This is a genomic window from Paenibacillus sp. GCM10012306, assembly GCF_042649265.1.
GTDB lineage: Bacteria > Bacillota > Bacilli > Paenibacillales > Paenibacillaceae > Paenibacillus_AQ.
The window spans coordinates 271508-295845 of record NZ_JBHRYW010000003.1 but is presented as its reverse complement, the minus strand read 5'-3'; the positions used below and the strand labels follow the sequence as shown (position 1 = coordinate 295845).

Below are 24338 nucleotides of genomic sequence, written 5' to 3'. Positions count from 1 at the left end.
GTGCTTTAGGTTTATAGTGAATATGGAATTGTTACTTTATAACCAGCTACTTAGCAACTAAACTCTATCGATGAAATAACATCTCAGAAGAATGTAACTTAACAGGGGTGCCTCACCCAGCCGTATATAGGCTGAGGAGACACCCTGTTGTTTTATTCCTGCCAAGGCGAATGCAGCACACAATCGCAGAAGTTTGTCGGCTTAAAGCCAGGTAACAGCAGACCGCAAACATCGGCCTTGATATTGCCGAAGGTCGTTTCCGGTTTATGCTTGAAGCCTTCCAGGAAGGCTGGTAGAATTCGGTTTTTGAAGTTGTTTCGCGGGTAAGCTGTCGTCACCTGACTCCGCACTTCTTCCGTCAAGGCTTCAAAGTTCTCACCCATCACATCGTAACCAACTCCCGAATAGATCAAAGCCACTTCCGGCTCCTTGTACTGAGCCACTCCGATGGTAGTATGCAGCGCAATCGCGTCCCATACAAGCCGGATCGATTCGTCCGGTACACCATTCTGCTGCAGATAGCTGCGAGCGGCGTTCGCACCGTCCACCTCAAAGCGCTTGTCCGGGCTGCTATAGTGCTTGGTCAGCCCCAGATCATGGAATAGTGCACTGATATAGAGCAGCTCAGGATCGTATTTCATGTTCGCTTGCTTGCCTTGTAAAGCGCCGAACAAGTATACGCGGTGCGAGTGATTCCAGAGCAGCTCATCGCCGTGCTCACGCAGCAGTTCTGCGGCGCCAAGCGCCAGCTTGCTGTCGGGGATTTTAATATCTGCAATATTTGTGGACATAACAATTCCTCCTAGAAGTAATGAATGATTGGCTACGAGTTCATTGTATTTCCTTACAATCAATTCATAAATATTATCGATTCTATGATTATGATTATTTTTATCTATGATACTTTATTAAAAAAAGAACCCAATAACATTGCGATCACAGTTCGCAGCATCATGAGTTCCCTTTTAGTCATTCTTTATTTATTTCTTTATTTATTTCTTTATTTATTTCTTTATTTATTTCTTTATTTCCTTATCTCCTTAATCCTTAACTTCTCAACACCTCAACTTCTTAATCCCTTAATCTCTAAATCCTTAAACTCTAAATCCCTAATCTCCTAAATTCCCTACTCCCGCTCTACTCCTGCACCTGCTTCAAATTCCGCACCGTATGAATCGCAACGCGAATCAACAGTACCGCGCTGATCAAAACACCGGTATATCCGAAAATCTCCACTATGCCAATCTCTTTCGCCTCAGAATCTCTCCCCAAGCTCAGCAGACCAACGGAAATCCCTCCGATCGCTGTCCCCACAAAAGCAAGCAGTGCTTGCGAGATCCACTTAGTTACGAATGCCGTATTGGCTTTATCTGCGAAAAAGCTGACCTTGAAGGAAACATCGCCTTTCTCCAGCATTGACCCGAGCTGATCGATTCGCCGGGGTAGCCGGCGGATGACGGGAAGCATCTCCAGCAATTCATTCGTCACTGTCTGCTTCAAATCTGTGGAATTACTGACCGGAAGAAATTCAGCGGATTGCTCTCTGGCAAAACGTCGTGCTTCCTCCATCAGGTTAAAAGCAGGATTTAATTGCATCATGGTACCTTCTAGTGTAATCAATGAGCGGAAAGCCCCTGCGACATTAGGATAGAATGTAAAGCCAAACTCACCAATCAAGCGAAACAGTCCTTGAATAAACGCATCCGAGCTTCCGGCGACATTATAAGCCGTCTGAACCAGCAGCTGGCTGAGCGCTTGCTCCAGGCCTGACTGATCAATATCTTGCTTTGGCTCGACAAGCTGCAACAGTCCATCCATGATAATATAAGCGCTCTGCTGCTCGAATCCAATGAGCAATCGTTTTAGCGCATCCAACTGCAGTGTTCCCAGCCGCCCGACAGAACCAAAATCCAGCAAAGCGGGGGTTCCATCATTCAGAATATAGACATTGCCAGGATGAGGATCGGCATGGAAAATCCCCTTCACGAAAATTTGCTCCAGCATGCAATCGAAAATCCGCTGTTGAACCTCCACCCGGTCGATGCCGCGCTCATCCAGAATGGCGGTACCACTCTTAACACTGACACCCTCCATATATTCCATGACGAGGATCTTGGCGTTGCTGAACTCACGATAGACGTATGGAATCTTCACCTTGGAGGGACTATCCGTCAATGAAGCTGTGACTTGCGCAAAATTGCGGGCCTCAATGCGAAAATCCGTCTCTTCCTTCATCGCTACAGCGAATCCCTTCGCCAAATCAAGGAAGCCGATATTTCGGGCCCAAGCAGACTTCTTAGAAATCCAGGCCGCAAAGCGCACTAAGATGTCTAAGTCTCGATCTAGCTTGGTAACAATGTCGGGACGAAGCAACTTTACGACCACGTTCTGTCCCTTCTCCCGCAATATAGCGCGGTGAACCTGCCCGATCGAAGCCGCAGCGAGCGGCTCTATCTCAAACTGTTGGAAGATTTCCTCTTGCGGCTGATTTAGCTCTTTAGCTAATATCTCCTCTACCTGTGCTGTCGTCAAACGAGCGACGTTCTCTTGCAGATGCGACAACTCCTCAATGATTGCCGGGGGTAGAAGATCGGACCGTGTCGACAATACTTGACCGAACTTAATGAAAAATCCACCGCAATTCTCCAGCGTTTTGCGAAGAGATACAGCGAGTTTTTGATCGTTAACCGGTGAACGCTTGATCGCCAGGTTTTTGCCGACACCGTGCCGAAGTGCGATCATTAGCACCTGAATGTATCTGCGTTGTCTGCGCCACCAGGCAGAGAGCCTCCGAAACGGATTTTTCGTGTCAGCTAGCCGTTCGCCCCGTTCCCCGAGCGGGATTGGATCAAAGATTTCGAACAAGAGATAGAAAAGCAGCGAGACAATGACCATGCTGAGCAACCACAGCCACCCATCCGTCCCAAAATGATCGAGGCTGCGTCCGCGCAAATAGCCGTACCAATATACCGAAGATGTCACGATCACGCTAAATAGCGAAGCCATTACCTGCTTCATAAAGCTGATGTTCGTGCCAATCAATCGTCCGATAATAAAGGACATAATAACCGCTAATAAAAAATACTGAGAATACATTAATTCACTCCTCTGAGTAAAGGCTCGTCCTATTATTATACAATATTTTGGCACGGACATTGATTCCATGGGGACAGCAGAAACAAAATAAAACCCCCGCTAGTTAAGCAGGGGCTTGCAAGTTATTTTCCGCCTGTGAAAGGATTGATCTCATTCGTAAGATCTCTCCCTGCTTTCTTCTCTTCAGCAGATATACGTTTTCCAACAGCAACAAAGGACCAGGCTAACGGGCCAACAAATGCAATGATAACACCAATCACTAAAAGAAAACTCATGATTACCATCACCATCCTCTTCATAATAATAACATTTTATTCCTTATTAGTGAATGGGTTGCATATTAATCTTCATCCCGCTTCTCGTGCTTCGCCTTAGCTAATTCTTTAACCCTAGCAAGAGTAGTCCCTTCCGGCACCGAGATCAAATGGCTTTTAGAGACACCGATCAATTGTGAGGTATAAATCCCCGTATGACCAGAGAAGAGATAGCTCACGACACAGGCCATAAACATATAGATGGCTCCGCCAGATCCAAACAACTCAATCCCCATCAGGAAGCAAGCGATCGGTGTATTCGTCGCACCGCAGAACACTGCGATAAAACCGAGTGAAGCCAGAAAAGGACCATACATATGCAGCAGACCGGCCAAAGTATGACCAAGGGTCGCGCCGATCGCAAACAGCGGCGTTACCTCTCCCCCCTGGAACCCCGTACCCAGAGTTAAAGAGGTGAAGAGCAGTTTCCAGAGAAATGCGAATGGAGAGACTTCTCCTTGAAAAGAATCCGCGATTAGCGGGAGCCCAAGACCCAGATAATCCCTAGACCCGACGAGGTATACCAGGGCAATTATAATGACCCCTCCCAGTGCGCTTTTTACCATCGGATTCTTGATTAACAATGTAAAATGCTTTTTCAAAAAATGTGTAAGCTGACTGAAAAGCATGCCGACCAGCCCGAAGATGAGTGATGCCAGCAGCACCTTTAACACAACCAGGAAGCCTAGTGCAGGAAATTCGCTGACGGCGTAATGAATATGATGCACCTTCCACAGCCTCGTGGCGATCAGATCACCGACAAAGCTGGCTGCGAAGCAAGGTAGCAGGGCCTGGTGGCTGATCACTCCAAGCGCAATTACTTCCAGACCAAATAATGTTCCAGCCAGTGGTGTGCCAAAAATAGAACCAAAGCCCCCGCTGATCCCGCACATTAACAAGATTTTACGATCCAGCGGGCTAATCCGAATCCATCTGCCGAAGCTGTCGGCGAGACTGCCTCCCATCTGCACCGCAGTCCCCTCTCGCCCGGCAGAACCACCGAACAGATGGGTGACGAGCGTTCCGAATAATACAAGCGGCGCCATACGTAGGGGAATCGGTACTCCTCCGCTTTGGATATTTTCCAGGATCAAATTATTGCCCTTGGCACTGTCCTGACCATAGCGAAAATATAAATAGCTGACCAGCGCGCCCCCCAGCGGCAGCAAAAACAGCAGCCATGAATGCTCTATGCGCAGCGTCGTAACATAATCCAGACTTTTCAGGAACAACGCCGAGGCTGTCCCGGTAATAATGCCGACACAGCTCCCCAGGATGATCCATTTTACAACTGTGGTCCAGATGGCCAAGTGGGTTCTCTCACCGGCAAAAGCCATCCAGCGTTCTCGCCAATTCCTCATCGCGTCCATACTCCCATACCCCAGATTTATCCGATAACAAAACAGACTCCTACCAGCAAAACCTCACTGGTAGGAGTCATTAGTCCGCAAGAGACGGTTAATGGCGAACTCCATCGCCCGATTCATCTACACCCATATTAATGAAGAATATCCTGGAAGTCAAACGATAAATATGCGGAAGTTATACATCTTTTTGTTGGAAAATACGCAATGAAATCAAATAAGAGCATTCAATCAGGCTTATATAGAGTAATCCAGCGAAAAGGTAAATTAGCATGTGGTTGGAAAATATTCCTTCGGACCCCGTAGTCAGGGTATTCAACAGGCTAACCTGATTTTGAATGCTATTGGAGAGAAGAAGAACAGCCATCATAAAGACAATGTTCACGAACTGTGCTCCTTTGGCACCAAGCCAGTAGTTAATCGGCAAATAGATGGAGGCCAAAAGCGGAAAGATTGCTAGTGTTAAACAGATCTCCTGCCAAAAGGAAGCTGTCAATTGATGACCAGATAGCGTTGTAACCAGATAGAAGAGTAAGGTACTAATGGCACCGAACAAAGTGTAGGGCAGAATGGCTAGGTACTTGGCAAATACCAGTTCCTTTCTGCGAACAGGGAGGCTAACCAACAGCCGTTGAATTCGCAGTTGACTATCCTGTGTGCAGGAGTTGATCAGCAGTACCAAGGGGGGCAGTGTAGCTAGCATGCTGTAAAGCTCCAGATTCATCGTTGCCATCCAGATATAATAAGGAACCATGAATAGTAAGAATCTGCGAATCAACACAAAATCCTTGCGGATCAAGTGAATGGATTTATACATGTACCCCACCGCCTTTTACGGTAAAATACATGATCTCTTCCAGGCTCGGCGTTTCACAGATGGCAATATCTCCAAAATGCCTCTCCCCTTCCGCCCGATTGTTAAGTAGACCCTCAAAGCCATATGGTGTCTCCCGAATTCCGAGGAACCAGTTGCGGGTATCACGGTCCAGCAGTTCCCTCTCACCTTTGACAAGCAGGTATTTCTCCGGCAAGCTTTCCTTGCTCTCATGAAAGACTAATCTGCCGTCATTGATAAAGACGATGTAATCTGCAACCTTATCGAGGTCAGCGGTATTATGGGTGGAGAACAAAATTGACTTGTTTTCATCTTGGAGATGTTCTCCCAGCAGATCCAGTAGCTCTCTCCGGAATACCGGGTCCAGCCCTGAAGTTGGCTCATCCATGATCAGCAGATCGGCTCCGTGCGAAAGTGCCATGGCTAAAGAGAATTTTATTTTCATCCCCTTCGATAGATCTTTGATCTTCTTGCCAGGCGTTATCTTGAAAAGCTCCAGATACTTCTGGAAAGCCCCCTCATCCCACCGGCTGTAGAACGGGGCAATGATCTTCTTCATCTGCTTGACCGTTAAAGATTCGTAGAAATAATTCTCATCCGAGACATACCCGATCCGATCCTTCACCTCGGATGAATCCAGTGCATTACGTTTCCCGAATAGGGATATCTCACCCTCATCAGGGTGAATCATCCCCATGATCATCTGAATCAGTGTGGTCTTGCCTGCACCGTTAGGTCCGATTAAGCCAGTGATGTATCCCTGTTTGACTGAGAAGCTAAGGTCTTTCATGGCATAGTGATCGTAGTATTTGTTCACATTGCTTAACTGAATGACATCCCTCATCCGTTCTCCTCCTCAAAGAGCAACTTCATCATCTCTGTGATTTCGGCAAATTCAATCCCGAGCCCTCTGCTCTCCTCAATAATTTCCTTCATCTTAAGCTCTATCATCCGCAAGCGCTGTTCCCGAATATACTCCTGATCTGCTCCGGATACAAAAGAACCTTTACCGACAATGGAATTAATAAGGCCTTCCCGCTCCAATTCTTCATAAGCCCGCTTTGTAGTAATCACGCTGATTTGCAAGTCTTTGGCGAGCAGGCGAATAGAGGGCAACGGTGTTCCCGACAAGAGATCTCCCTGCAGGATCATCTGACGGATTTGCCGAACAATTTGCGCATAGATGGGCTCTCCTGAAGTGCCGGATATCACAATATTCATCGTTTACGTCACCAACATTTCTAGAGGTCTGTATTTAATGTATATATGTAATATATACATTAAATACACTGTTGTCAACGATGCACTGTTTGTTGCTCATCAGCCGCTTCCAGTGCATCCAGCACTTCAGTGACGATGACTTGGGAGGATTCTTTGCGTGTGAGGGCATGCATGGACAATTCCACTTCTTCCTGACCGGTCTTGATCTGAAGCTGGTGAAGATACTCGGCTAGCTGCTTCTCGTTATAAGCCGTATAGATCGCCTTTTGCCCAGACAGACTACGGGCATTGCCCTTCTCCTGCCCCGGTAGCGGACGGTAAACGATAACCGGCAAGGACTGGGAAAAGGCCTCTGTCAGCGTGATCGCTCCTGCCTTGGTCAGCAGCCCGGACGAAAGTGACATCAGCTCATGAATCTGGTCGGTGTACCCCTGAATGTGTACCCGATCATTCCACTGATGGCGACGTTCCAGGTTCAAACGCAGCTTATGGTTATTCCCGCAAAGGACGATAACGTCAAACTCGGAATGCTCTAATATGGTTCGAATGATCCGCTGAACATTCCCCAAGACGCCGTAAGCTCCTGCAGAGAGCAGTATATAACGTCTGCTGGCATGTAATCCGTGCTTGCGCAACAGTTCTGCGCGATCCGGAATCTTCTGGAATGCCTCCCGAATCGGGATGCCGCTGACTGTGATCGCTTGTGCAGGTACGCCTGATGCCAAAAGTGCTTCTTTTACACTATCTGAAGGTGCAAAGTACTTCCAAGTCGAGGGATGAATCCACCGCCCATGCAGGACATAATCCGTCAGCACGGTAAATATCGGAACTTGCATCCCGGCTTTTTCACTAAGCTCGGAAGCGGCCAAATAAGGAAACGTATGAATAATAACATCCGGCTTCAGACGCTTCAGAACCTCTTCAACCTTGCGTTTGCCCATGGAATGCAAAAAACGGCTAAGCGGCTGGCCCGGCTTCATCCGACTTGTCATATCGTACAGCATGCCGTAAAGACCGGGAGCATAAGCCGTGCTTTTCAAATAAAAGGTTCGAGAAACTGCATTCAGAAAAGGATGGACTTCCGCAAACAAATCAACAATATACACCTGCTCTACCCCGCGCGCTATAAAAGACTGCTGCAGCGCCTGCGCTGTCTTGGCATGACCATCTCCAAAAGCGGAGGATACGATAAGCACAACCGGATTTATTTTCATAAGAAGTCTCCTTTTTGGTATAGGCTCCTCTCCACTGTAAACCTTAATCATAAACGGACAATAAATACCGTATGTAAAATGTCAGAATATTAACCATTCCTTAGGGAAGTCACTGTATAGTAAGAGAAAAAGTGGAGAAGGAACTGATCTGATGAAGCCAAAAGCTACCCATATCTTATATTGTGTTCTAATTATAGGATTCATCTTGGTAATGATGCCCAAATATTCGTATAATGATCCGGATACTTTTTGGCATATTGAAGTGGGGCGTTATATGATTGAGCACGGTCAGGTGCTGCATCACGCTATACATACGTTTTACGGGGATAAACTGCCTTATGTACCGCATGAATTCGGATTCCAACTAATCGTTGCACCGCTGTATCAAGCGTTCGGTTGGCCGGGGATATACATACTGACTGCTGTGTGTTTGCTGCTGCTAATTCTGGGGCTACTCCGACTGGGACGAGTATCGCGCAAGGAACTGGGCCTAGCGGAGGACCATCCACTACTGTTACCATTTGTGCTGCTGATCAGTTGCTGGATTTATTATAATTATTTCAAGGGCAGGCCACAAATGATCTCTGCGTTTATGATTGTGTGGTTTTTTATTTACATGCGTGAATTTCAGATGGTTGCCAAAAAGAGATACGCAGCCGCTATGATCCTTCTGTCCTGTGCTATTGCCAATTTTCACGCGGGCGTATGGCTCGTCATCGCTGTGTTCACGGGAATGACGCTCCTGGAAGCGCTGATTGCCAAAAGACTGGACAGACGCCATATCGTCGTCTATGTACTTACCTGGCTTGCGGGTCTAGCCAACCCCGGCGGGCTAAAAAGTCTGCTGTTCATCCTGGCCGTCACCCAGAAGAACTTCAATCTGCTCATCAATGAATGGCAGCCAATTCAATTCAACAAGCTATTGAATCTTCCGATTCTGCTGCTCTTGTTGTTCTTTGCAGCTACATTGCCCTTTGCCTTGCAGCGCAAGCCGTTCCGGTTCTTCCTGATGCTCGGAATTCTGTATCTGGGTGTGTCCAATTTCAAGCAAAATTTATTCATGTGGCTGTTCATCCCTTATTTTGCCGCAGTGTTCTTCGAGGCACTTCCGAAGATGTCCAGGTTACGCAAGTTCACATATATGCCGGCACGAAAGACGCTCCTGCTCTACTTGACGCTGGGACTAGTCATCAATACCGCCTATATTTTTCTGGTTCCACCCGTGGTAGATGCTAAAAGCTATCCGGTCGACGAAATGACCTATATTCTTGATAAAACACCAGATGGTGTGCGCCCACGGGTACTCTCCCGCTACGGCTCATCTGGATACGTGATGTTCCGCGGCGGGGATATACTCTGTGACGGGAGACAGGACCCTTTTATCACCAAAGAATCGATAGGCGCCTTGGGCTGGACGGCCTTTGAACGCTCGATGCACGGGTTCTCAGAATACTTGCCGGAGATTGTCAAAGCCGATCATCCCGATTATGTCATTGTCCATAACGGCGTCTCCCGCAAACTTTACAGCGAATGGGTTAAAGATTTCGGACAGCCCGTGTATAAGGGAAGCTACGGGAGTGTATTTTCTTTTTTAGAGTAATAATCAAGTCGTTAACCCCGCATAGCGCAGAAATCGATTGATGATGCTCATCTGATAATGTACCCGGTCAGCATGCTTTAGACTCCAGCAGGTCTCTACAGTCACTGCCTTCGCCCCAAGCAATCGGGAGGCCGCCATCCTTGAAGTGCCAGACCGGGACCGCAGACGAATATTGAAACGCAAGGAGTCTACCCCTATAGTCCGGTTGATGCCTTTAAGAACATGGCGGACAGCAGGCACTGCCGGATTCCCCGGGCTGACGACCAAACTTTGACCCAACACACCCTTACTCCGCTGGGACAACCCGTTGGCTTCATGGAGATCAAGGTACCAGGATGGATGATGGCTGCGCATTAATCGACACAGAGATGAGGCCAGTGGATGGCTCGCAGCTCCATTGTTGGACCTGGGGAATCTGCGGTTCAGATCAGGTATTCCGCGGATTCGTTTGCGGTGTGCTTGTTTATTCAGAATCGGCACAATAATCAGGGTCCCCCGCTGGATACTTCTACTCCCCTGGCGGAGTTGATCGACTATCCGCTGTGCCGCTTTCATACTGGCTGTTTCATTTCCATGTATCCCTGCGACAATCATAAAGACAGGTCCCCGCTGACTTCCCTTGATAATATAATAAGGCGTGCTATAGGCTGAACTCGGCGCTAAGCTATGTTTTTCCACAATCACCGTTTCCCACCTCCTGATGAATTCGCCCTGTTCAGATACAGGAATAACACTATATTTCTATGCTTGTTTCCTTGCAGGGGGATGGACGAAACAGCAAAAAGACCCCGCCACCGCAGCTGTGGAGTGCGCAAGTCTTCTTGCTATAAGTCTGTCAATAAGAACAGGATGTGAAATTTCTCAGCGTACTCTAATAATCGCTCTGCACTGGTTGGGACACGCGAGATCCAAGGTTACATGGTAAGTTATGGTCATTTTAACTATGCTATGGTGTTGTCAGGCGAAACAGCCCACACAAAACCATAGGAGGTAATGTATGAGTAACCATAACAACCAACGTATCCGCAAGCTTTGTGTCGGTGTCAGCTTAGGGATTGCCCTAATGACTTCAGGCGTTGCCGTCTTGGACGGGTCCAGAACAGTCTATGCCGCATCGAGTCAGACTTCTGTAGCAGATAATATCATTGCAACCGGCTTGAAATTCCAAGGGACTCCTTATAAATTTGGAGCCAAGGCAGGAAATACAAGTTCCTTCGACTGCTCGTCTTTCACACAATACGTATTCAAACAGAACGGCATCACTCTTCCGCGTTCATCTTCACAGCAATCTACCGTAGGTACTTATGTACCAAGAAGTCAGCTACAACCGGGTGATCTCGTCTTCTTCTACTCCCCAATTCACCATGTAGCAATTTATATGGGTGATGGTAAGCTGCTGCATACTTATGGAAAAGGTGGTGTCACCGTCACCAATCTGAATTCCGGCTGGTGGGATTCACATTACACAACAGCTCGTCGTGTGCTGCCATCAAGCGGACAATCTACGTCCCATTCAGTTATGAATAGTAGTAATAGTAGTGATAGCAGTGATGGGGGTAATAGCAGTAGTAGCAATAGCAGTAGTAGCAATAGCAGTAATAGCAGTAATAGCAATAGCAGTAGTAGCAGTAATAGTGGTAATGGAGGCAACAGCAGTAAAGTCCGTAATAGCGGCAGTAGCATTAATAACAGTGATAACACAGTACAAGGTCTTTTGGATTACTTCACTAACTTAAAATAGACCACTATAATTCTAAAGCCACATCCTTGTATCCGGATGTGGCTTTGCCGCGGCTCGTTTATAGAAGCTTAACATCTGATCTCTCCCGAATCTTTTGCCGAACACCGAGTTGATCTTACAGGCAGCCTGACACTTACGGTTGTTCCCTCGCCTTCCACACTTTCAATCCAGATTAAGCCGTCATGCTCCTGCACAATAGATTTGGCAATCGGCAGACCGAGTCCGGTCCCTCCTGTCTTGCGGTGACGTGAATTGTCCACGCGATAGAACCGCTCGAAGACATGCTTGATCTCATCCTGCGGAATTCCGATTCCTCGATCCTTTACAGCAACCGTAACTTCCCCATCTTCTTGAGAGATAACAATATCCACCACTTGAGAACTGTATTTCTGTGCATTGTCCACCAAAATAATCAGCAGCTGTTCGATTTTATTGCGGTCCGCCTCTATATACTCCATTTCAGAATGCGCATGAAGCCGAATAATACGCTCGTTAATCAAATGGAAGCGGGCAATCACTAGCTCACAGACCTCCACCATATTCACCCGCTCCAGATTCAACATCGTGCTTTGCTGTGAGGAGGCTAGCATAAGTAATTGCTGGGTCATCTTGCGCATTCGCTTAGTTTCCTCATAGATCGACTGAATCGCCTCTTCTTGTACCGCCTGATCTTCAGTCCCCCATCGCTTCAGCATATTGGCATAGCCTTCAATAATCGTCAACATCGTATTCAGTTCATGGGAGGCATCGGACACAAATTGCTGCTGCTTCCAGAAGCTTTCTTCCAATCGTCCAATCATACGGTTAAAGGTCTCTGTCAGATCATACAACTCATCACGGGCAGAGCCCTGCAGAGGAATCGTGTTAAAGGTCAGGCTCTCTTCATTCTCTCGCATCGTCTGGATGCTTTTGGTGATGGGCTTCAGAATAGTCCGGGATACCAGCTTACCTGCTACCAGACATAGCAGAACAGCGATCAGTGACGAAATGCTAAGGATGGTTAGAAGATTTTGAATGCTGGCTTTCAGGCCATCCAGCTTCGCAGCAATTTCATACCCGCAAATGACTTTATTCTCTACCACGACCGGAATGTGTACGACCATCACTAGCTCAGCTTCCCGTTCCAGAAGCAGCCACTTCCGGTGCCTGGCATAATTGAAGGAAATGCCGCTTAGATTCATATCTCTGCCATGTGTAATTTCATAGACTTTATTGTTACGAAAATCGGATACACGGATATAGGTACTCTGCGTCAGGGAGCTTCGGAGCAGGAGCTCCTGTTCGGCCTCCGGGAGGCCGGCCGCCTTGTTCACAATCGGCTCCCATTTGCTCAGGATCAGTTCACTGGCGTTGCGAGTAGCATTCGTGATGTATAGACAGTAAACGGTGATATCGACAAACAGGAGAATACCAATGAGGACCAGGGAAGTAAGAAGGTTAATCCTCGTGCCGAGCTTCACTACTCTTCCTCCCGAATGCTGTATCCTATACCGCGGCTGGTCTTGATCAGTTTCTTCTTGTGACCCTTGTCGATCTTCTGCCGCAAATAACGGATGTACACATCCACTACATTCGTATCCCCCACAAACTCAAAATCCCAGACATCCTTGATGATCTGCTCCCTGCTCAAGACGTGATTCTTATGCTGTATCATATACACCAGCAGATCAAACTCCTTGGGTGTCAGTTCGATCCGCTGCTCTCCTCTAAATACATCCCTGGTCTGCTTATTGATCGTCAAATTATCCGCTTCGATAACAGGACTCTCTTCTGCCTGGAGCTGAGGATTCCCAGCCGGCGTGCGAATGTGTGCCCGAATTCTTGCCAGCAGTTCCTCAATCTCGAAAGGCTTCGTAATGTAGTCATTGGCCCCTTGGTCCAGTCCCGATACAATATCAGGTGTTGTATTGCGAGCGGTCACGAGAATAACCGGTGTAATCTCATCCGCCTTGCGCAATCTTCGCAGAACTTCAACTCCGTTCAGCCCCGGCATCATGATGTCCAGAATAATAATATCCCAAGACTGCCCAAGCGCCAGTTCTAGCCCGTCTCTACCATCATGAGCAACCTCAACCTCGTATCCCTCATGGGAAAGCTCGAGCTGAAGCAGCCGAGAGATCCGTTCTTCATCGTCAATGACCAGCACTGATTTCCCCATACCTGCACCTCCTACTTAAATAACATTGCCAGCAAAAAAATGGACAGGATTATTCCCGAATGGGAATAGTATCCTGTCCATGTGGCATTCTTATTCTTAAAAAGATTATTTGTACTCCGGCAGCCAATCTCCATGTGCTTCAATCAGATCATCACACATCGCAATGATATCATCCATCGACAGCTCAGCTGAGGTATGCGGGTCCAGCATGGCTGCATGATAGATATGTTCCTTCTTGCGTGTGATGGCTGCTTCAATCGTCAGCAATTGGGTATTGATATTAGTACGGTTCAGTGCTGCGCATTGAGGCGGAAGATCACCTACAAACGTTGGCGTAATGCCGCTGGCATCAACCAGACACGGAACTTCAACACAAGCTTCGCGCGGAAGGTTGGTAATCAGGCCGGTATTCATAACGTTGCCGCCGATCTTGAACGGCACATTCGTCTCGATTGCCTCCATGATGTAGGAAGCATACTCTGCGGAGCGTTCATGCTGAAGGCCCGGGTTATTGACCAGATCTTCCCGCATACTCTTCCAGTTTCCAATCTGCTCCACACACCGGCGTGGATATTCATCCAGCGGAATTTGGAAGCGCTCGATCAGCTCAGGATAGTTGCGCTTGATAAAATACGGGTGGTACTCTGCGTTGTGCTCGGATGATTCGGTGATATAATAACCGAATTTCAGCATCATCTCATAACGTACCATGTCATGGTGGTGCTCTTTCTGCTTCTCTGCCGCCCGGCGTTTAATTTCCGGGTACAAGTCCTCACCGTCCTTGGTCACTTCCAGTAACCAAGCCATATGGTTGATACCGGCAATCTTGCCCTGAACACCCTTATGATCCATGCCAAGATCCCTGAACAAATCCTGAATACAGTGCTGCACACTGTGACACAGACCAACGGTCTTTACGCCTCCGTACGTACTCATGACATTGGTCAGCACCGCCATCGGGTTCGTGTAGTTCATGAACAGCGCATCCGGGCAGACTTCGCGGATATCTGCGGCGAAATCCAGCATGACTGGAATCGTACGGAGGTTACGGAAAATCCCACCGATGCCAACTGTATCTGCAATGGTCTGACGAAGACCGTACTTCTTCGGAATTTCGAAATCAGTAATTGTACACGGATCGTAACCGCCTACCTGAATCGCATTGATTACATATTTGGCACCGCGTAGTGCTTCTTTGCGGTCGCTGTAGGCTTTGACTACGCAAGTCGATCCATGGGAAGATTTAATATTGTTCAGCATGTTCTCCGAGTCGGCAAGACGAACCGGATCAATATCAAACAAGGCCAACTCAAAGCCTTGCAGGGCAGGTGTTCTCATGCAGTCACCCAGTACGTTCTTGGCAAACACGGTGCTACCAGCACCGATAAATGTAATTTTGGACATATGAAATCCTCCTTCGAATGTTTACACTGAAGACTGCATTAATTATTTATTATGTTGCATTATAAGAAGTAATCCGCCTTAAAATGCAGTAATAGCAGGCATCCAGCGTTGCTCTTTTCAATATTTACTATAAATTAGCACGGTTCAATTGAGTATGGAGAAATACAAGAGACATATGGATTTTTGTTGCATGAAATTAGATTTGTTATAATGGTCTCTGGTTCTATTTTTAATTCTCCAGGAGGCGGCTTTACGTTATGAATCCAGAACATTCATATTATACATCCGGCTTTAACCTGATCCCGGACGAACCAGATTTGACCGTACTGTTCAGTGGTGAAGCATCACCGGTTCCCGGGCATAAGGTCGGTCCGTCTATCCACGATTATTATTTGATTCATACAGTCTTTGATGGAGAAGGCACCTTTCAAAGCGGAAGCGGGAAAATCCATCCCTGCAGTTCAGGAGATACTTTTATTATCTTTCCAGGCACTTTGTTCTGCTATCAGGCCGACACGCTCAATCCATGGTCTTACGCATGGGTCGGCCTTAGGGGCGATGCTGTCCCGGCACTGCTCAGCAGAGTCGGGATTACGAAAGAGCAGCCGGTCATTCACTCCGAACATTTGTCGGAACTAAATTATTTGTACGAGAAGACCCGGCTTTCCTTTTCACAATCACCATATCCGCAGTTGGAAAGTCTGGAGGCTTCCGGCTGGCTGCGTCTCCTCCTTCATCAGTTTGGCTATGATAACCGCAGTACACTGTCTGTTCCGTCTCAAGCGATGCCCAGCACGATCGACCGCCAGATCGATCAGGCCATCCGCTGGATTACCTTTGAGTACCATCAGCAGGTCAACATTGATCATATGGCCTTCTCCCTTGGCTATCACCGGGCTCACTTGTCCAAAGCCTTCAAAATCAGAACCGGGATGTCGCCTAAGCAATATTTGATGAAGGTACGTATGAACAAAGCCGAAGAACTGCTTCGCGGTCATCTGGCAATCGATCAAGTAGCCTCTTCTGTTGGTTTTAACGATGCACTGTACTTCTCCAAGCAGTTTCGCAAATGGAGCGGGATGTCGCCAAGTGAATACCGGGCGGAAAAACGCAATGAGGGAGGCTAAGAAGAACAGAAAGAAAATTTTCAGTAGCTTTCTGAAAAAAAGAAGAATAAAATTAAAGATAATTTTTAAAATACTGCTTAGGAGAGATTGACATGAAAAAAATATTTTTGGTACTTGTAACAGCACTGCTTGTAATTACAGCGGTTGGCTGTTCCTCCGGGACAAAAAAACAATTCGTCGGCAGCCCCGACTGGACTTCCAGATTTATCGTATGGGACGGCAAGCTGTATTCCTTTGATCTCAAGACAACTGCTGAGATTGAAAAAGAAGTCGGAAAAGTGGAGGAATTATCTAATGAAAAATCTCACACGTTTACCTCGGAGACCTTTTCCAATCACTTTGAAGTAGGCACGAAGGTGTACAAAGTCAGAAATGTGGAGACCGATGATGCCATTGCTGCGGAATTGGATGGCTTTTTCTATGAAGGGAAATATGCCGGAGACTATGTTAAAAAGTAACTATATAGATTGAACTTGAAAATATATATGAAGGGGAAAGTGGCGTAGGGGAATTTTGGAACTGTAGGAGCGAGAGCGACCGCCTTTGTCTGCAGATTTCTACCGCTATTAGCGGTTAAAATCAAGAAATCTGCAGACAACAGCGGCCGGAAGTCCAAACATTCTCTGGAGTCACGGCACATCCCAAAATAGGAAAATTACAAATTCAATCTATATAGCCATATATGAAGAGGGGAGCCTGACCACAATGGATCAGAGTGATACTATTCTAAACTATTTGCGTGAGCAACCGCTCAGGAATATCACCCTGCTCAAAATGGTGACGTATTTCAGCCATGTAATGAACTGCCACTACGTGGAGGGTCCGGAGGGACGGGGAGTCCTGCTGTTGTTGCCAGCCGAAGCCTATGCTTACGATCATCGTACTTACCCGGAAGCTGAGCTTATTGTGTTTATGGAATACAGCAGCCCCGCAGTGTTCCCCCATCTTCTTGCCTTGGTGCCAAAAGACGCCAAGCTTGTGTTCAAGCTTCAGGACGAGGCTTACCATGCGATATTGTCCAAGCATTTTTCATTGACTAAAGCCCGGGGATATATCACGTACACTACTCCTGCCAATCTGCCTATGGTTCCCGCACAGGAGGCCGTGCGGATAGAACTACTGGATAATCGCCTCTTGCCGTTATGGGAGGGAAATCACTACAGTCTGGAGGAAATACAAGAGTATTTCCGAAGTGGAGCGTTCTCTGTATCTATTTATGAGGGAGAGACGCCGCTAAGCACTTGTCTAGCCTTCCATAATGAAGACCAGGTGTGGGAGATCGGTGCGGTCTATACAGTGGAATCCGCGAGAGGTAAGGGATTAGCGCAGAAGGTCGTACAAACAGCCCTCTTCTATCTTCACCGGGACGAACGAATCCCGCGATATCATGTGCTTGAAACCAACCATCCCTCCATCCAGCTTGCCGAGTCGCTCGGACTAGTGCCCTGCGTTACCTTGGTACACTGGACGAACTAATCTCCGTATTACTCCTTACGGCCGCTTTTACAAATCTAAGCCATACATAAACAGGAGCAGTCCCGTTACTTGGATTGCTCCTGTTTTCTTTGCATTTATCTCGGTCAAAATCTCACCAGTACACTTATCGCGGCCGCCGCCACTGCTTTAGGACCTCAAGCAAACCTGAGAGATCCAGACCATCCAGCGAAAATGCTTTGCGCAGCAGATCATGCGGGATGAACTCGTCGTATTTACCCAGATACGGGGCCTCATCCGGGGCTAGCAGCCCGAGCGGGTCTTCCGTAGCCGCGCTTTCAGCGAGGATTTCTGCCTCCAGGGTCTCGGCATCCGTCTTTCCGGCAACTACCATGTAGTAAGGCTCCATCGGCACTATGGAACGAAGGTTAAGCGGGCCTTTAAGATTATTCTTCAGCAGTCGTTCAAGGGTGCGAAACTGACGGCTGCCCGCCCATGGCAGGATGAACATCGAATCCCCGCCAGCCGGAAGCACCGAGCGCTCCAGCAGGCCGCTTTCTTTGGCCAGTCGGCGAGCTCGTTCTAGTCTGGCTGCCGCGCTAGGCGCCAAATACGGGTACAGCGCCGTATCTGCCAGTACCTCCCGGATCTTGGTCATGATCCGGGTATGCACATCGCCACCAGCGCCCAGCCAGAGCGTGTCTACCTTGCCGCGTGAGGTTTTGACGTACACCGCCTTGTGACGGTTATCTACCTCCTCTACCTTCCACAGCTTACCAGCGAGTGTGAAGCAGTAGCCCGGTGGCGGTATCGTCGTAATGGAGCCGATCTCTTCCGTTCCGTTATAAACGACATGCTCTTCATCATCCTTGAACACCGCGTAGAAGCGGAAATTATTGACGATCTTCTCACCCGCCAGCCCGATCAAGAGACTGCCCTCATCCATCTTCTCAATCTGGCCCATACCAAGCATATATTCCATAAAAGCATCGTAATCCTCAGGTGCAATCTCCCTAAAGGACGGCAGGCTCAGCACTGCTTCTTTCAGATCTTCCGGTTCAGCTTCACCCATACTCTTCAGAATACTCATCGTCTGATGGTATAACAGCCCTACCGGCAGCTTCCGCACAGCCAGCGGCTCTACCCATTTCTCGCGCACATATAGCTCGATGACAGCGATCGCGCGCAGCAAACTCCAAGGCATCCGGGCGGGTAGCTGCGCCTCTTCGTCCTCTTCCTCCGGTGTGACGAAGATCATCTCGGAGGCGGCGTCGCCCCGCCGACCGGAACGCCCCAGCCGCTGCACGAAGCTCGCGCAGCTGTATGGCGCGCCGAGCTGGATTACCCGCTCCAGCTCGCCCAGGTCAATCCCAAGCTCCAGGGTCAAGGTTGCGGCGGCCACCGCCGGGCCCGGACCCTGCCTAAGTGCTGCTTCGGTTTCCTCCCTGAGCAGCGCCGAAATACTGCCATGGTGAACGTGAAAGACATCCCGTTCCCCGCGCTTCGCAGCGATCCGCCGCATCTCCAGGATCGCTGTCTCGGCATCGGTGCGGCTGTTCGTGAAGATCAGCGCTTTCTTTAAGTGGGTGTAGTCGTAGATGTAATCAAAATACGACTGCCGCGCCAGCTCAAGCTGCTCGGCCCCCTTCTCGTCCCTGGCGTCCGGGAACGAGAAATGCTCGACGCTTAGGCGGAGCTTCCGCCCGCCCTGCGGCGTCGAGACTTCAACGGGCTGGCGGGTTCCCGCCGCCAGCCACTTCGTCACGGACTCGTAGTCGCTGAGCGTCGCCGACAGTCCGATTCTCCGCGGCGAACAGCCGGCCATGCGCGAGATTCGCGCCAGCTGGCTAAGGACCTGGATGCCGCGATCACCGCCCATAAACGCATGCACTTCATCAATAATGATGAAGCGCAGATCATGGAAGAGGGCCGGAATGGCATTCGGCCGGTTCATCAACAGCCCTTCCAGCGATTCGGGAGTAATCTGGAGCACACCCGAGGGCTTCTGCATCAGCTTCGTTTTCTCAGCCTGGGGAACATCTCCATGCCAATGCCACACCGGGATTCCGCCCTCACGCAGCAGATCGTTCAGCCGTGTGAACTGATCGTTGATGAGCGCTTTGAGCGGCGCGATATATAAGATCCCTACAGAATCAGAGGGACGCTCGTATAACTCGGTCAGTGCCGGGAAGAAAGCCGCCTCTGTTTTGCCCGAAGCCGTACCCGACGCAATCAGCAGATGATTCGGCGTTTCGAACAATACCCGACAAGCGTCAACCTGGGCCTCGCGCAGGGTCTCCCAACGATTTTTATAAATAAATTCCTTAATAAAAGGGGCTAGACGATAAAAGGGATTCTCGCTCATAGCTCAAACTCCGCCAATAATGAGTCCATCTCGCTTTGTTCTGTCTCGTCAGCCTTGGCCTGTGTTTCACCCACCAGCTTCTCAAAGGACAGCTCCGGATGCTGGTGCAGCGAATGCAGCAGATCCATGAAATCACGTACGATCTCCCGTGGGGTCAGCAGCTCGTCCGCACCTAATCTGCCGACGGCTTCCTCCATGAAATGCACTAGCTGCTCCCGGCTCAGCGCCGAATCATATCCATAGTGCAGGGCATGAATATCGCGCAGTCGCTCCAGCAGAACAAGAATTTCTTCCGGTGAAAGCATCTCCAGACCGATGATTGGTCCTGTAAAGGTATTCAGCCCGGTTGCTGCATACCGGCCTGCCACGAGCCGGGAACGAAGGGCCTCATAGCTGAACAAGCCACGCCGTCCGTCCTCGACGAATTGTGGAGTCCCGCCAAGGAAGATCCCAAGATGCTCCGCCTTCCCCTGCATCGTGTCATTGAACATCGTCAGCAGCTTTTCATAATTGCTCTGCCGTGAAATACTATTCGTAATCTTGTACAAGTTAACACCTTCGTCAATAAACAGCAGTAGTCCCTTGTACCCGATAGCCGCGGTGAATTCCGCCCACAGCTTCATGTAATCGTACCAGTTGTCATCATCAATGATGACGCCAACACCGAGCGCTTTTCGGGCTTCGGTTCTTGTCGCGAATTCACCGCGCAGCCAACGGAGTGCGTCCTGCTTGAGATCATCATCGGCCAGCTTATGACCGTTCCAATAGGAGGCCAGAATTTTGGCAAAGTCAAAGCCGTGTACCAGTCCCCTCATCTCGGAAGCCACAGCATAGATCTGTTTCTCCACAGCTTCGCCAAGACCTTCATGGTCTGGGCCGTAGCCCTGTTCCCGCATCACAGTCTGCTGAAGCGACAGAATCCATTTCTGCAGCACAATCTCCAGCGCGCCACCATCCGGTCGGGTACGGGTCGACAGATGGCTCATCAGCTCACGATAGGTAGCCAGACCCTGTCCTTTCGTACCGACCAGCCGCCGCTCTGGAGAGAGGTCGGCATCTGCTACGACAAAATCCCGATCCATGGCATAATTGCGGATCATTTGTAATAAAAAGCTTTTGCCGCTACCAAACTTGCCTGTGATCAGCTTGAAGGCCGCTCCGCCCTCGGCAATGTTGTCCATATCACGTAAGATCGCTTCGATCTCCGGCCTGCGGCCAACAGCAATATGCTCGAGCCCGATCCGTGGCACAACACCTGCGGTCAGAGAGTTGACGAGCGCTGTCGTCATCCGTTTCGGTATTTTCAACTCGTTCATCCTGTGATTCACCTCTTCAAATATGAAAGCATAGGCACATACTCGGCTATAATCTCTTCTCCATCGATCAATAGATCGCCAAGCATGTCCATCGCGATATCGTTAATTTCGTCCATCAGCAGCTCGGCCATAGTACCGTTCGCCGCGGCCAGCTTTTGCACCTCATGCCAACCTTCGTCACCAGTTAGGGCCAGCACTGCATCCCGCTGAAGTGGAGTCAATGCCGCAGCAAAAGACACCCACTCCGAATCTTCGGCTGTCTCTTCAGTGCGAGAGGCTTCGTCTTTTGATGCGACCTTACTTACAGGGTTTACTTCACGCTCCAGAGCAGTAAAATCAGCAGTGACAGATGCTTTATGCTCGTTCCCCGTTATATTGCTCTTATCGTTGCTCTCATTTTCATATAACTTATCACTATCGTAGCTCTCTGCCTCGTACATCTTAACGCTCTCGCCATACCCCTCGTCCACATATCCCTTAGCCTTAGCGATCTTCGACCCGTCATTATTCCCCTCGCTACCTTCCAGGACTGCGTCATGGTCATCCACCGCCTCCGCTTCAGGCCAGACAGTAGCATCTACCTCTTCAGTATACCCCAAATCCTGTACGGTGAGCAGGGTACGAACAACGTCAGAGTCTGCTTGTAACCGTTCCAGCTTCTCCGTGTCAATGACAACTGCAGGTCCTTTTTCCTCTTGCTTCGCTTTATGGAACTCCCGCTGCAGGTACTGAGTAACCAGTTCTTCCATATCGGCATCCAGCTTGACACCCTTCAGCCTACCGCGAAAGCCCATCAAATCACGCAGTTTGTTCTCTGTCAACCGGAACAGGCGTGTTACGAGGCTACGCAGTGGAATGGACTTACTGATCCGAACAACCGGAACAAGCACAGAATAACCGTACAGCGAAATATCGTATACCGCACTGCGGAACAGATAGCGTTCTCTCAGCACTGGCGCCCCAGGTGGGAACATCTCCATCAGCGATTGTCCATGCTTACGCATCACGTAGGCATCGATCAAAGCTACAACCTTGGGAATATATAACTCAGCAGCTTCCTGGCCTTCACCGGTGTAGAACTTGGACTTGCTGATGTCATAGTCCGACATGAAGGTTAACACGGCAAAGCTCAGCTGTTCCCTGGCCGAAGAGAGACAGCGCATTAATTCCAGTTCGGCAAGGTCGCCCGCGAGTCCCCGGGAACGGGCAACTATCAGCGACAAAGGAACCTCCAGTTTATGTACGAAGGAAAAATCGGCAATCCAGCCGCCCATATACTGATCCAGCCGCTTGAACTTATCCCGATAGGCTTCCCATATCCGGCATAACTGTGTATAGCCATCCAGCGGATCATCCCAGCCTACACCATTAATCAATTCATACACATGCAGAAAAATATAAGACAAATCCGTAGCCGGATACCGCCCCTCACGGACCTCTCCACGCCAGAAGAAATACCATTTGCTCTGTGCCCCCGTCATATGACCGTAGTTCGGCCAGTAGCTCTTGAACGGCACGTAGAGTGTCGCCTCGCCCTTGACCGCTACAAGCTCCCGCGCCCGCTGCACGAACTCGCTCTCTGTCGTGGTCACAGGCTCCTGTGACTCCGCATCCCAAAGCTGCAGTTGTTCCGCAGCCTCCGGCAATTTCTGCTGCTTCTCCTCCGAGGCAGGGCGCTGCGGCTTCTTCAAGGCAGGTCGTTCCGGTACAGCTGGCTCCCGTGGCGGTATGGCTATGTTTTGCTCCGTGCTTTCCCATACCCATTCCGAAAAGTGCGGCTTCTTTCCGTTGCTCATCTGTTCTCCTCCTTTCTCTTGTCCCGGACTAATATTAGAAAAAACGGCCCTGTTCACTATCGTGAAAGAACCGTCTCCATGCTTACTCAAGGTCTTCTTGAAATGCGCTAAGCGCAGTCTGCTTTATTCCAGCTCGATCCCTTTGGTTTCTTTACCTAGCAACAACACCGCAACAGCACCTACGATGATGGTTGCGAAGAACAGCATAAAGATAGAGCTGATCTCTACGGATCGTGCTACCAGCATTCCGACTAGCAACGGGGCAATAATCCCCCCGATCCGTCCAAAGGAAGTAGCTAAGCCAGCCCCTGTCGAACGAACAGACGTTGGATACAACTCCGGCGTGTAAGCATACATGCCGCCCCAAGCACCAAGGTTAAAGAACGACAGGCAAATACCTGCAGCCATCAACATTCCTTCTGTCGTAGCGTTACCGAACCAGGCAGCGCTGACTGCCGTGAGCAGCAGATAAATCACCAGTACAAATTTACGGCCAAATTTCTCAATAAAGTAAGCGGCAGTGAAATAGCCTGGCAATTGGGCTAGTGTCATGATCAACACATATTCGAAGCTTTTAACCAGACTGAAGCCCTTGAGCACCATAACTGTAGGTAGCCACAAGAACATACCGTAATAAGAAAAGACCACCGTGAACCACAAAATCCAGAGCATGATCGTCGAACGACGATATTCCGATGACCAGACTGTAGCTATACGGCTCTTTAGAGAGACCGGCGCTTTCCGGATTTCTGCAAACCGCGGAGAGTCGTCAATCGCCCGGCGAAGATAAAGAGCATATAGGGCTGGAACGGCCCCAATTGCAAAGGCTACACGCCAACCGTGATCAGGAATTACGAAGAAGGCAATCAGTGCAGAAAGAATCCAGCCTAGTGCCCAGAAGCTCTCCAGCAGCACTACGGCACGGCCTCTCTCCTTGGCGGGCATGCTCTCTGATACCAGTGTAGAAGCTACTGGCAGCTCCCCACCAAGCCCAAATCCGGCTACGAACCGGAGAATACACAGGATGGCAAATCCTGAGGCAAAGGCGGACAAGCCGCTCGCCGCAGAGAAGATAACCAATGTCCATAGCAACACCGATTTACGTCCAAAGCGGTCCGCCAGGATTCCCGCTGCCGCTGCACCGACAGCCATTCCAATAGAGTTAATGCTAGTTAATAGTCCAATCTGCTCCGGCCCGAGCTTCCATTCCTTGGCCAATGCTGCAACGACAAAAGAAATCATACCGACGTCCATCGCGTCGAACATCCAGCTTAGTCCCGCGCTGAACAGCAGTTTGCGTTGCTTCGGATTCCGCAGCAGCGTCATTTGATTCACGCTTAAGCCCCCACTTTC

The 24338-nt window shown here is 49.2% G+C and carries 20 protein-coding genes, 1 pseudogene and 1 riboswitch; of the genes and pseudogenes, 5 read left to right on the top strand and 16 right to left on the bottom strand.

Translation table 11 applies throughout. The features are described 5' to 3' along the window. Positions 1-152 precede the first annotated feature (152 nt). The 8 genes from ACFORK_RS08660 to ACFORK_RS08625 all read right to left on the bottom strand — a co-directional run bounded on the left by ACFORK_RS08660 (position 153) and on the right by ACFORK_RS08625 (position 8044). Positions 153-791, bottom strand: coding sequence for an HD domain-containing protein (locus ACFORK_RS08660; RefSeq protein ID WP_379197716.1), 639 nt, complete (start codon positions 789-791; stop codon positions 153-155). Positions 792-1137: 346 nt separating this feature from the next. Then, positions 1138-3096, bottom strand: coding sequence for an ABC1 kinase family protein (locus ACFORK_RS08655; protein ID WP_379197714.1), 1959 nt, complete (start codon positions 3094-3096; stop codon positions 1138-1140). A gap of 122 nt (positions 3097-3218) precedes the next feature. Next, positions 3219-3380 (bottom strand): hypothetical protein, encoded by a 162-nt coding sequence (locus ACFORK_RS08650; RefSeq protein WP_379197712.1) that lies wholly within the window; start codon positions 3378-3380, stop codon positions 3219-3221. A gap of 56 nt (positions 3381-3436) precedes the next feature. After that, positions 3437-4771, bottom strand: a complete 1335-nt coding sequence (locus ACFORK_RS08645) for a voltage-gated chloride channel family protein (protein ID WP_379197710.1) — start codon at positions 4769-4771, stop codon at positions 3437-3439. Between the two features lie 63 nt (positions 4772-4834). Next, positions 4835-4898, bottom strand: a riboswitch (Fluoride riboswitch). Between the two features lie 54 nt (positions 4899-4952). Next, complete coding sequence (locus tag ACFORK_RS08640) at positions 4953-5591, bottom strand: ABC-2 transporter permease (protein WP_379197708.1); 639 nt, start codon at positions 5589-5591, stop codon at positions 4953-4955. Continuing rightward, positions 5584-6453 (bottom strand): ABC transporter ATP-binding protein, encoded by an 870-nt coding sequence (locus tag ACFORK_RS08635; RefSeq protein ID WP_379197706.1) that lies wholly within the window; start codon positions 6451-6453, stop codon positions 5584-5586. The genes ACFORK_RS08640 and ACFORK_RS08635 overlap by 8 nt, the downstream gene beginning before the upstream one ends. After that, complete coding sequence (locus tag ACFORK_RS08630; RefSeq protein WP_379197704.1) at positions 6450-6830, bottom strand: GntR family transcriptional regulator; 381 nt, start codon at positions 6828-6830, stop codon at positions 6450-6452. The genes ACFORK_RS08635 and ACFORK_RS08630 overlap by 4 nt, the downstream gene beginning before the upstream one ends. Positions 6831-6904: 74 nt before the next feature. Beyond that, the gene (locus ACFORK_RS08625; protein ID WP_379197701.1) at positions 6905-8044 is read right to left on the bottom strand and encodes an MGDG synthase family glycosyltransferase; all 1140 of its coding nucleotides are present in this window, start codon (positions 8042-8044) and stop codon (positions 6905-6907) included. A gap of 211 nt (positions 8045-8255) precedes the next feature. Here ACFORK_RS08625 and ACFORK_RS08620 point away from each other — a divergent pair, with 211 nt between their 5' ends. Further along, positions 8256-9644, top strand: coding sequence for a hypothetical protein (locus tag ACFORK_RS08620; protein WP_379197699.1), 1389 nt, complete (start codon positions 8256-8258; stop codon positions 9642-9644). Between the two features lie 3 nt (positions 9645-9647). On the opposite strand, the gene ACFORK_RS08615 is transcribed toward ACFORK_RS08620, so the two are convergent. Beyond that, on the bottom strand, positions 9648-10328 hold the full coding sequence (locus ACFORK_RS08615; protein ID WP_379197697.1) for a succinylglutamate desuccinylase/aspartoacylase family protein: 681 nt from the start codon (positions 10326-10328) through the stop codon (positions 9648-9650). A 379-nt stretch (positions 10329-10707) separates the two neighbouring features. Here ACFORK_RS08615 and ACFORK_RS08610 point away from each other — a divergent pair. Beyond that, positions 10708-11130, top strand: a pseudogene (locus tag ACFORK_RS08610) (C40 family peptidase); the annotation flags it as partial. A 323-nt stretch (positions 11131-11453) separates the two neighbouring features. Here the strand turns inward: ACFORK_RS08610 and ACFORK_RS08605 are convergent. The 3 genes from ACFORK_RS08605 to melA form a co-directional block, all read right to left on the bottom strand. Continuing rightward, positions 11454-12845: a sensor histidine kinase gene (locus ACFORK_RS08605; protein ID WP_379197696.1), complete on the bottom strand. Its 1392-nt coding sequence runs from the start codon at positions 12843-12845 to the stop codon at positions 11454-11456. Further along, entirely contained in the window at positions 12845-13543 is a 699-nt protein-coding gene (locus tag ACFORK_RS08600) for a response regulator transcription factor (protein ID WP_379197695.1), read from the bottom strand. Before ACFORK_RS08600 ends, ACFORK_RS08605 begins: the two co-directional genes overlap by 1 nt. Positions 13544-13648: 105 nt before the next feature. Further along, complete coding sequence (melA, locus tag ACFORK_RS08595) at positions 13649-14947, bottom strand: alpha-glucosidase/alpha-galactosidase (protein WP_379197692.1); 1299 nt, start codon at positions 14945-14947, stop codon at positions 13649-13651. A gap of 257 nt (positions 14948-15204) precedes the next feature. Here melA and ACFORK_RS08590 point away from each other — a divergent pair, with 257 nt between their 5' ends. The 3 genes from ACFORK_RS08590 to ACFORK_RS08580 all read left to right on the top strand — a co-directional run bounded on the left by ACFORK_RS08590 (position 15205) and on the right by ACFORK_RS08580 (position 17550). Next, entirely contained in the window at positions 15205-16074 is an 870-nt protein-coding gene (locus ACFORK_RS08590; protein ID WP_379197691.1) for a helix-turn-helix domain-containing protein, read from the top strand. A gap of 92 nt (positions 16075-16166) precedes the next feature. Continuing rightward, positions 16167-16532 (top strand): hypothetical protein, encoded by a 366-nt coding sequence (locus ACFORK_RS08585; protein WP_379197689.1) that lies wholly within the window; start codon positions 16167-16169, stop codon positions 16530-16532. A gap of 247 nt (positions 16533-16779) precedes the next feature. Further along, positions 16780-17550 (top strand): GNAT family N-acetyltransferase, encoded by a 771-nt coding sequence (locus ACFORK_RS08580; protein WP_379197687.1) that lies wholly within the window; start codon positions 16780-16782, stop codon positions 17548-17550. Between the two features lie 124 nt (positions 17551-17674). Here ACFORK_RS08580 and ACFORK_RS08575 read toward each other — a convergent pair whose 3' ends face one another. The 4 genes from ACFORK_RS08575 to ACFORK_RS08560 all read right to left on the bottom strand — a co-directional run bounded on the left by ACFORK_RS08575 (position 17675) and on the right by ACFORK_RS08560 (position 24311). Then, a complete protein-coding gene (locus tag ACFORK_RS08575) occupies positions 17675-19873 on the bottom strand; it encodes a DEAD/DEAH box helicase (RefSeq protein WP_379197685.1) in 2199 nt (732 codons plus the stop codon). Continuing rightward, entirely contained in the window at positions 19870-21189 is a 1320-nt protein-coding gene (locus tag ACFORK_RS08570) for an ATP-binding protein (RefSeq protein ID WP_379197683.1), read from the bottom strand. The genes ACFORK_RS08575 and ACFORK_RS08570 overlap by 4 nt, the downstream gene beginning before the upstream one ends. An 8-nt stretch (positions 21190-21197) precedes the next feature. Continuing rightward, positions 21198-22985: a TerB N-terminal domain-containing protein gene (locus ACFORK_RS08565; RefSeq protein ID WP_379197681.1), complete on the bottom strand. Its 1788-nt coding sequence runs from the start codon at positions 22983-22985 to the stop codon at positions 21198-21200. Between the two features lie 123 nt (positions 22986-23108). Then, on the bottom strand, positions 23109-24311 hold the full coding sequence (locus ACFORK_RS08560; protein WP_379198558.1) for an MFS transporter: 1203 nt from the start codon (positions 24309-24311) through the stop codon (positions 23109-23111). Positions 24312-24338 lie beyond the last annotated feature (27 nt).

Bases quoted from the DNA above. Each gene is read 5' to 3' on its own strand.
- ACFORK_RS08660 (WP_379197716.1), bottom strand. From the start codon at position 791: ATGTCCACAAATATTGCAGATATTAAAATCCCCGACAGCAAGCTGGCG.
- ACFORK_RS08655 (WP_379197714.1), bottom strand. From the start codon at position 3,096: ATGTATTCTCAGTATTTTTTATTAGCGGTTATTATGTCCTTTATTATC.
- ACFORK_RS08650 (WP_379197712.1), bottom strand. From the start codon at position 3,380: ATGGTAATCATGAGTTTTCTTTTAGTGATTGGTGTTATCATTGCATTT.
- ACFORK_RS08645 (WP_379197710.1), bottom strand. From the start codon at position 4,771: ATGAGGAATTGGCGAGAACGCTGGATGGCTTTTGCCGGTGAGAGAACC.
- ACFORK_RS08640 (WP_379197708.1), bottom strand. From the start codon at position 5,591: ATGTATAAATCCATTCACTTGATCCGCAAGGATTTTGTGTTGATTCGC.
- ACFORK_RS08635 (WP_379197706.1), bottom strand. From the start codon at position 6,453: ATGAGGGATGTCATTCAGTTAAGCAATGTGAACAAATACTACGATCAC.
- ACFORK_RS08630 (WP_379197704.1), bottom strand. From the start codon at position 6,830: ATGAATATTGTGATATCCGGCACTTCAGGAGAGCCCATCTATGCGCAA.
- ACFORK_RS08625 (WP_379197701.1), bottom strand. From the start codon at position 8,044: ATGAAAATAAATCCGGTTGTGCTTATCGTATCCTCCGCTTTTGGAGAT.
- ACFORK_RS08620 (WP_379197699.1), top strand. From the start codon at position 8,256: ATGATGCCCAAATATTCGTATAATGATCCGGATACTTTTTGGCATATT.
- ACFORK_RS08600 (WP_379197695.1), bottom strand. From the start codon at position 13,543: ATGGGGAAATCAGTGCTGGTCATTGACGATGAAGAACGGATCTCTCGG.
- melA (WP_379197692.1), bottom strand. From the start codon at position 14,947: ATGTCCAAAATTACATTTATCGGTGCTGGTAGCACCGTGTTTGCCAAG.
- ACFORK_RS08590 (WP_379197691.1), top strand. From the start codon at position 15,205: ATGAATCCAGAACATTCATATTATACATCCGGCTTTAACCTGATCCCG.
- ACFORK_RS08585 (WP_379197689.1), top strand. From the start codon at position 16,167: ATGAAAAAAATATTTTTGGTACTTGTAACAGCACTGCTTGTAATTACA.
- ACFORK_RS08580 (WP_379197687.1), top strand. From the start codon at position 16,780: ATGGATCAGAGTGATACTATTCTAAACTATTTGCGTGAGCAACCGCTC.
- ACFORK_RS08575 (WP_379197685.1), bottom strand. From the start codon at position 19,873: ATGAGCGAGAATCCCTTTTATCGTCTAGCCCCTTTTATTAAGGAATTT.
- ACFORK_RS08570 (WP_379197683.1), bottom strand. From the start codon at position 21,189: ATGAACGAGTTGAAAATACCGAAACGGATGACGACAGCGCTCGTCAAC.
- ACFORK_RS08565 (WP_379197681.1), bottom strand. From the start codon at position 22,985: ATGAGCAACGGAAAGAAGCCGCACTTTTCGGAATGGGTATGGGAAAGC.
- ACFORK_RS08560 (WP_379198558.1), bottom strand. From the start codon at position 24,311: ATGACGCTGCTGCGGAATCCGAAGCAACGCAAACTGCTGTTCAGCGCG.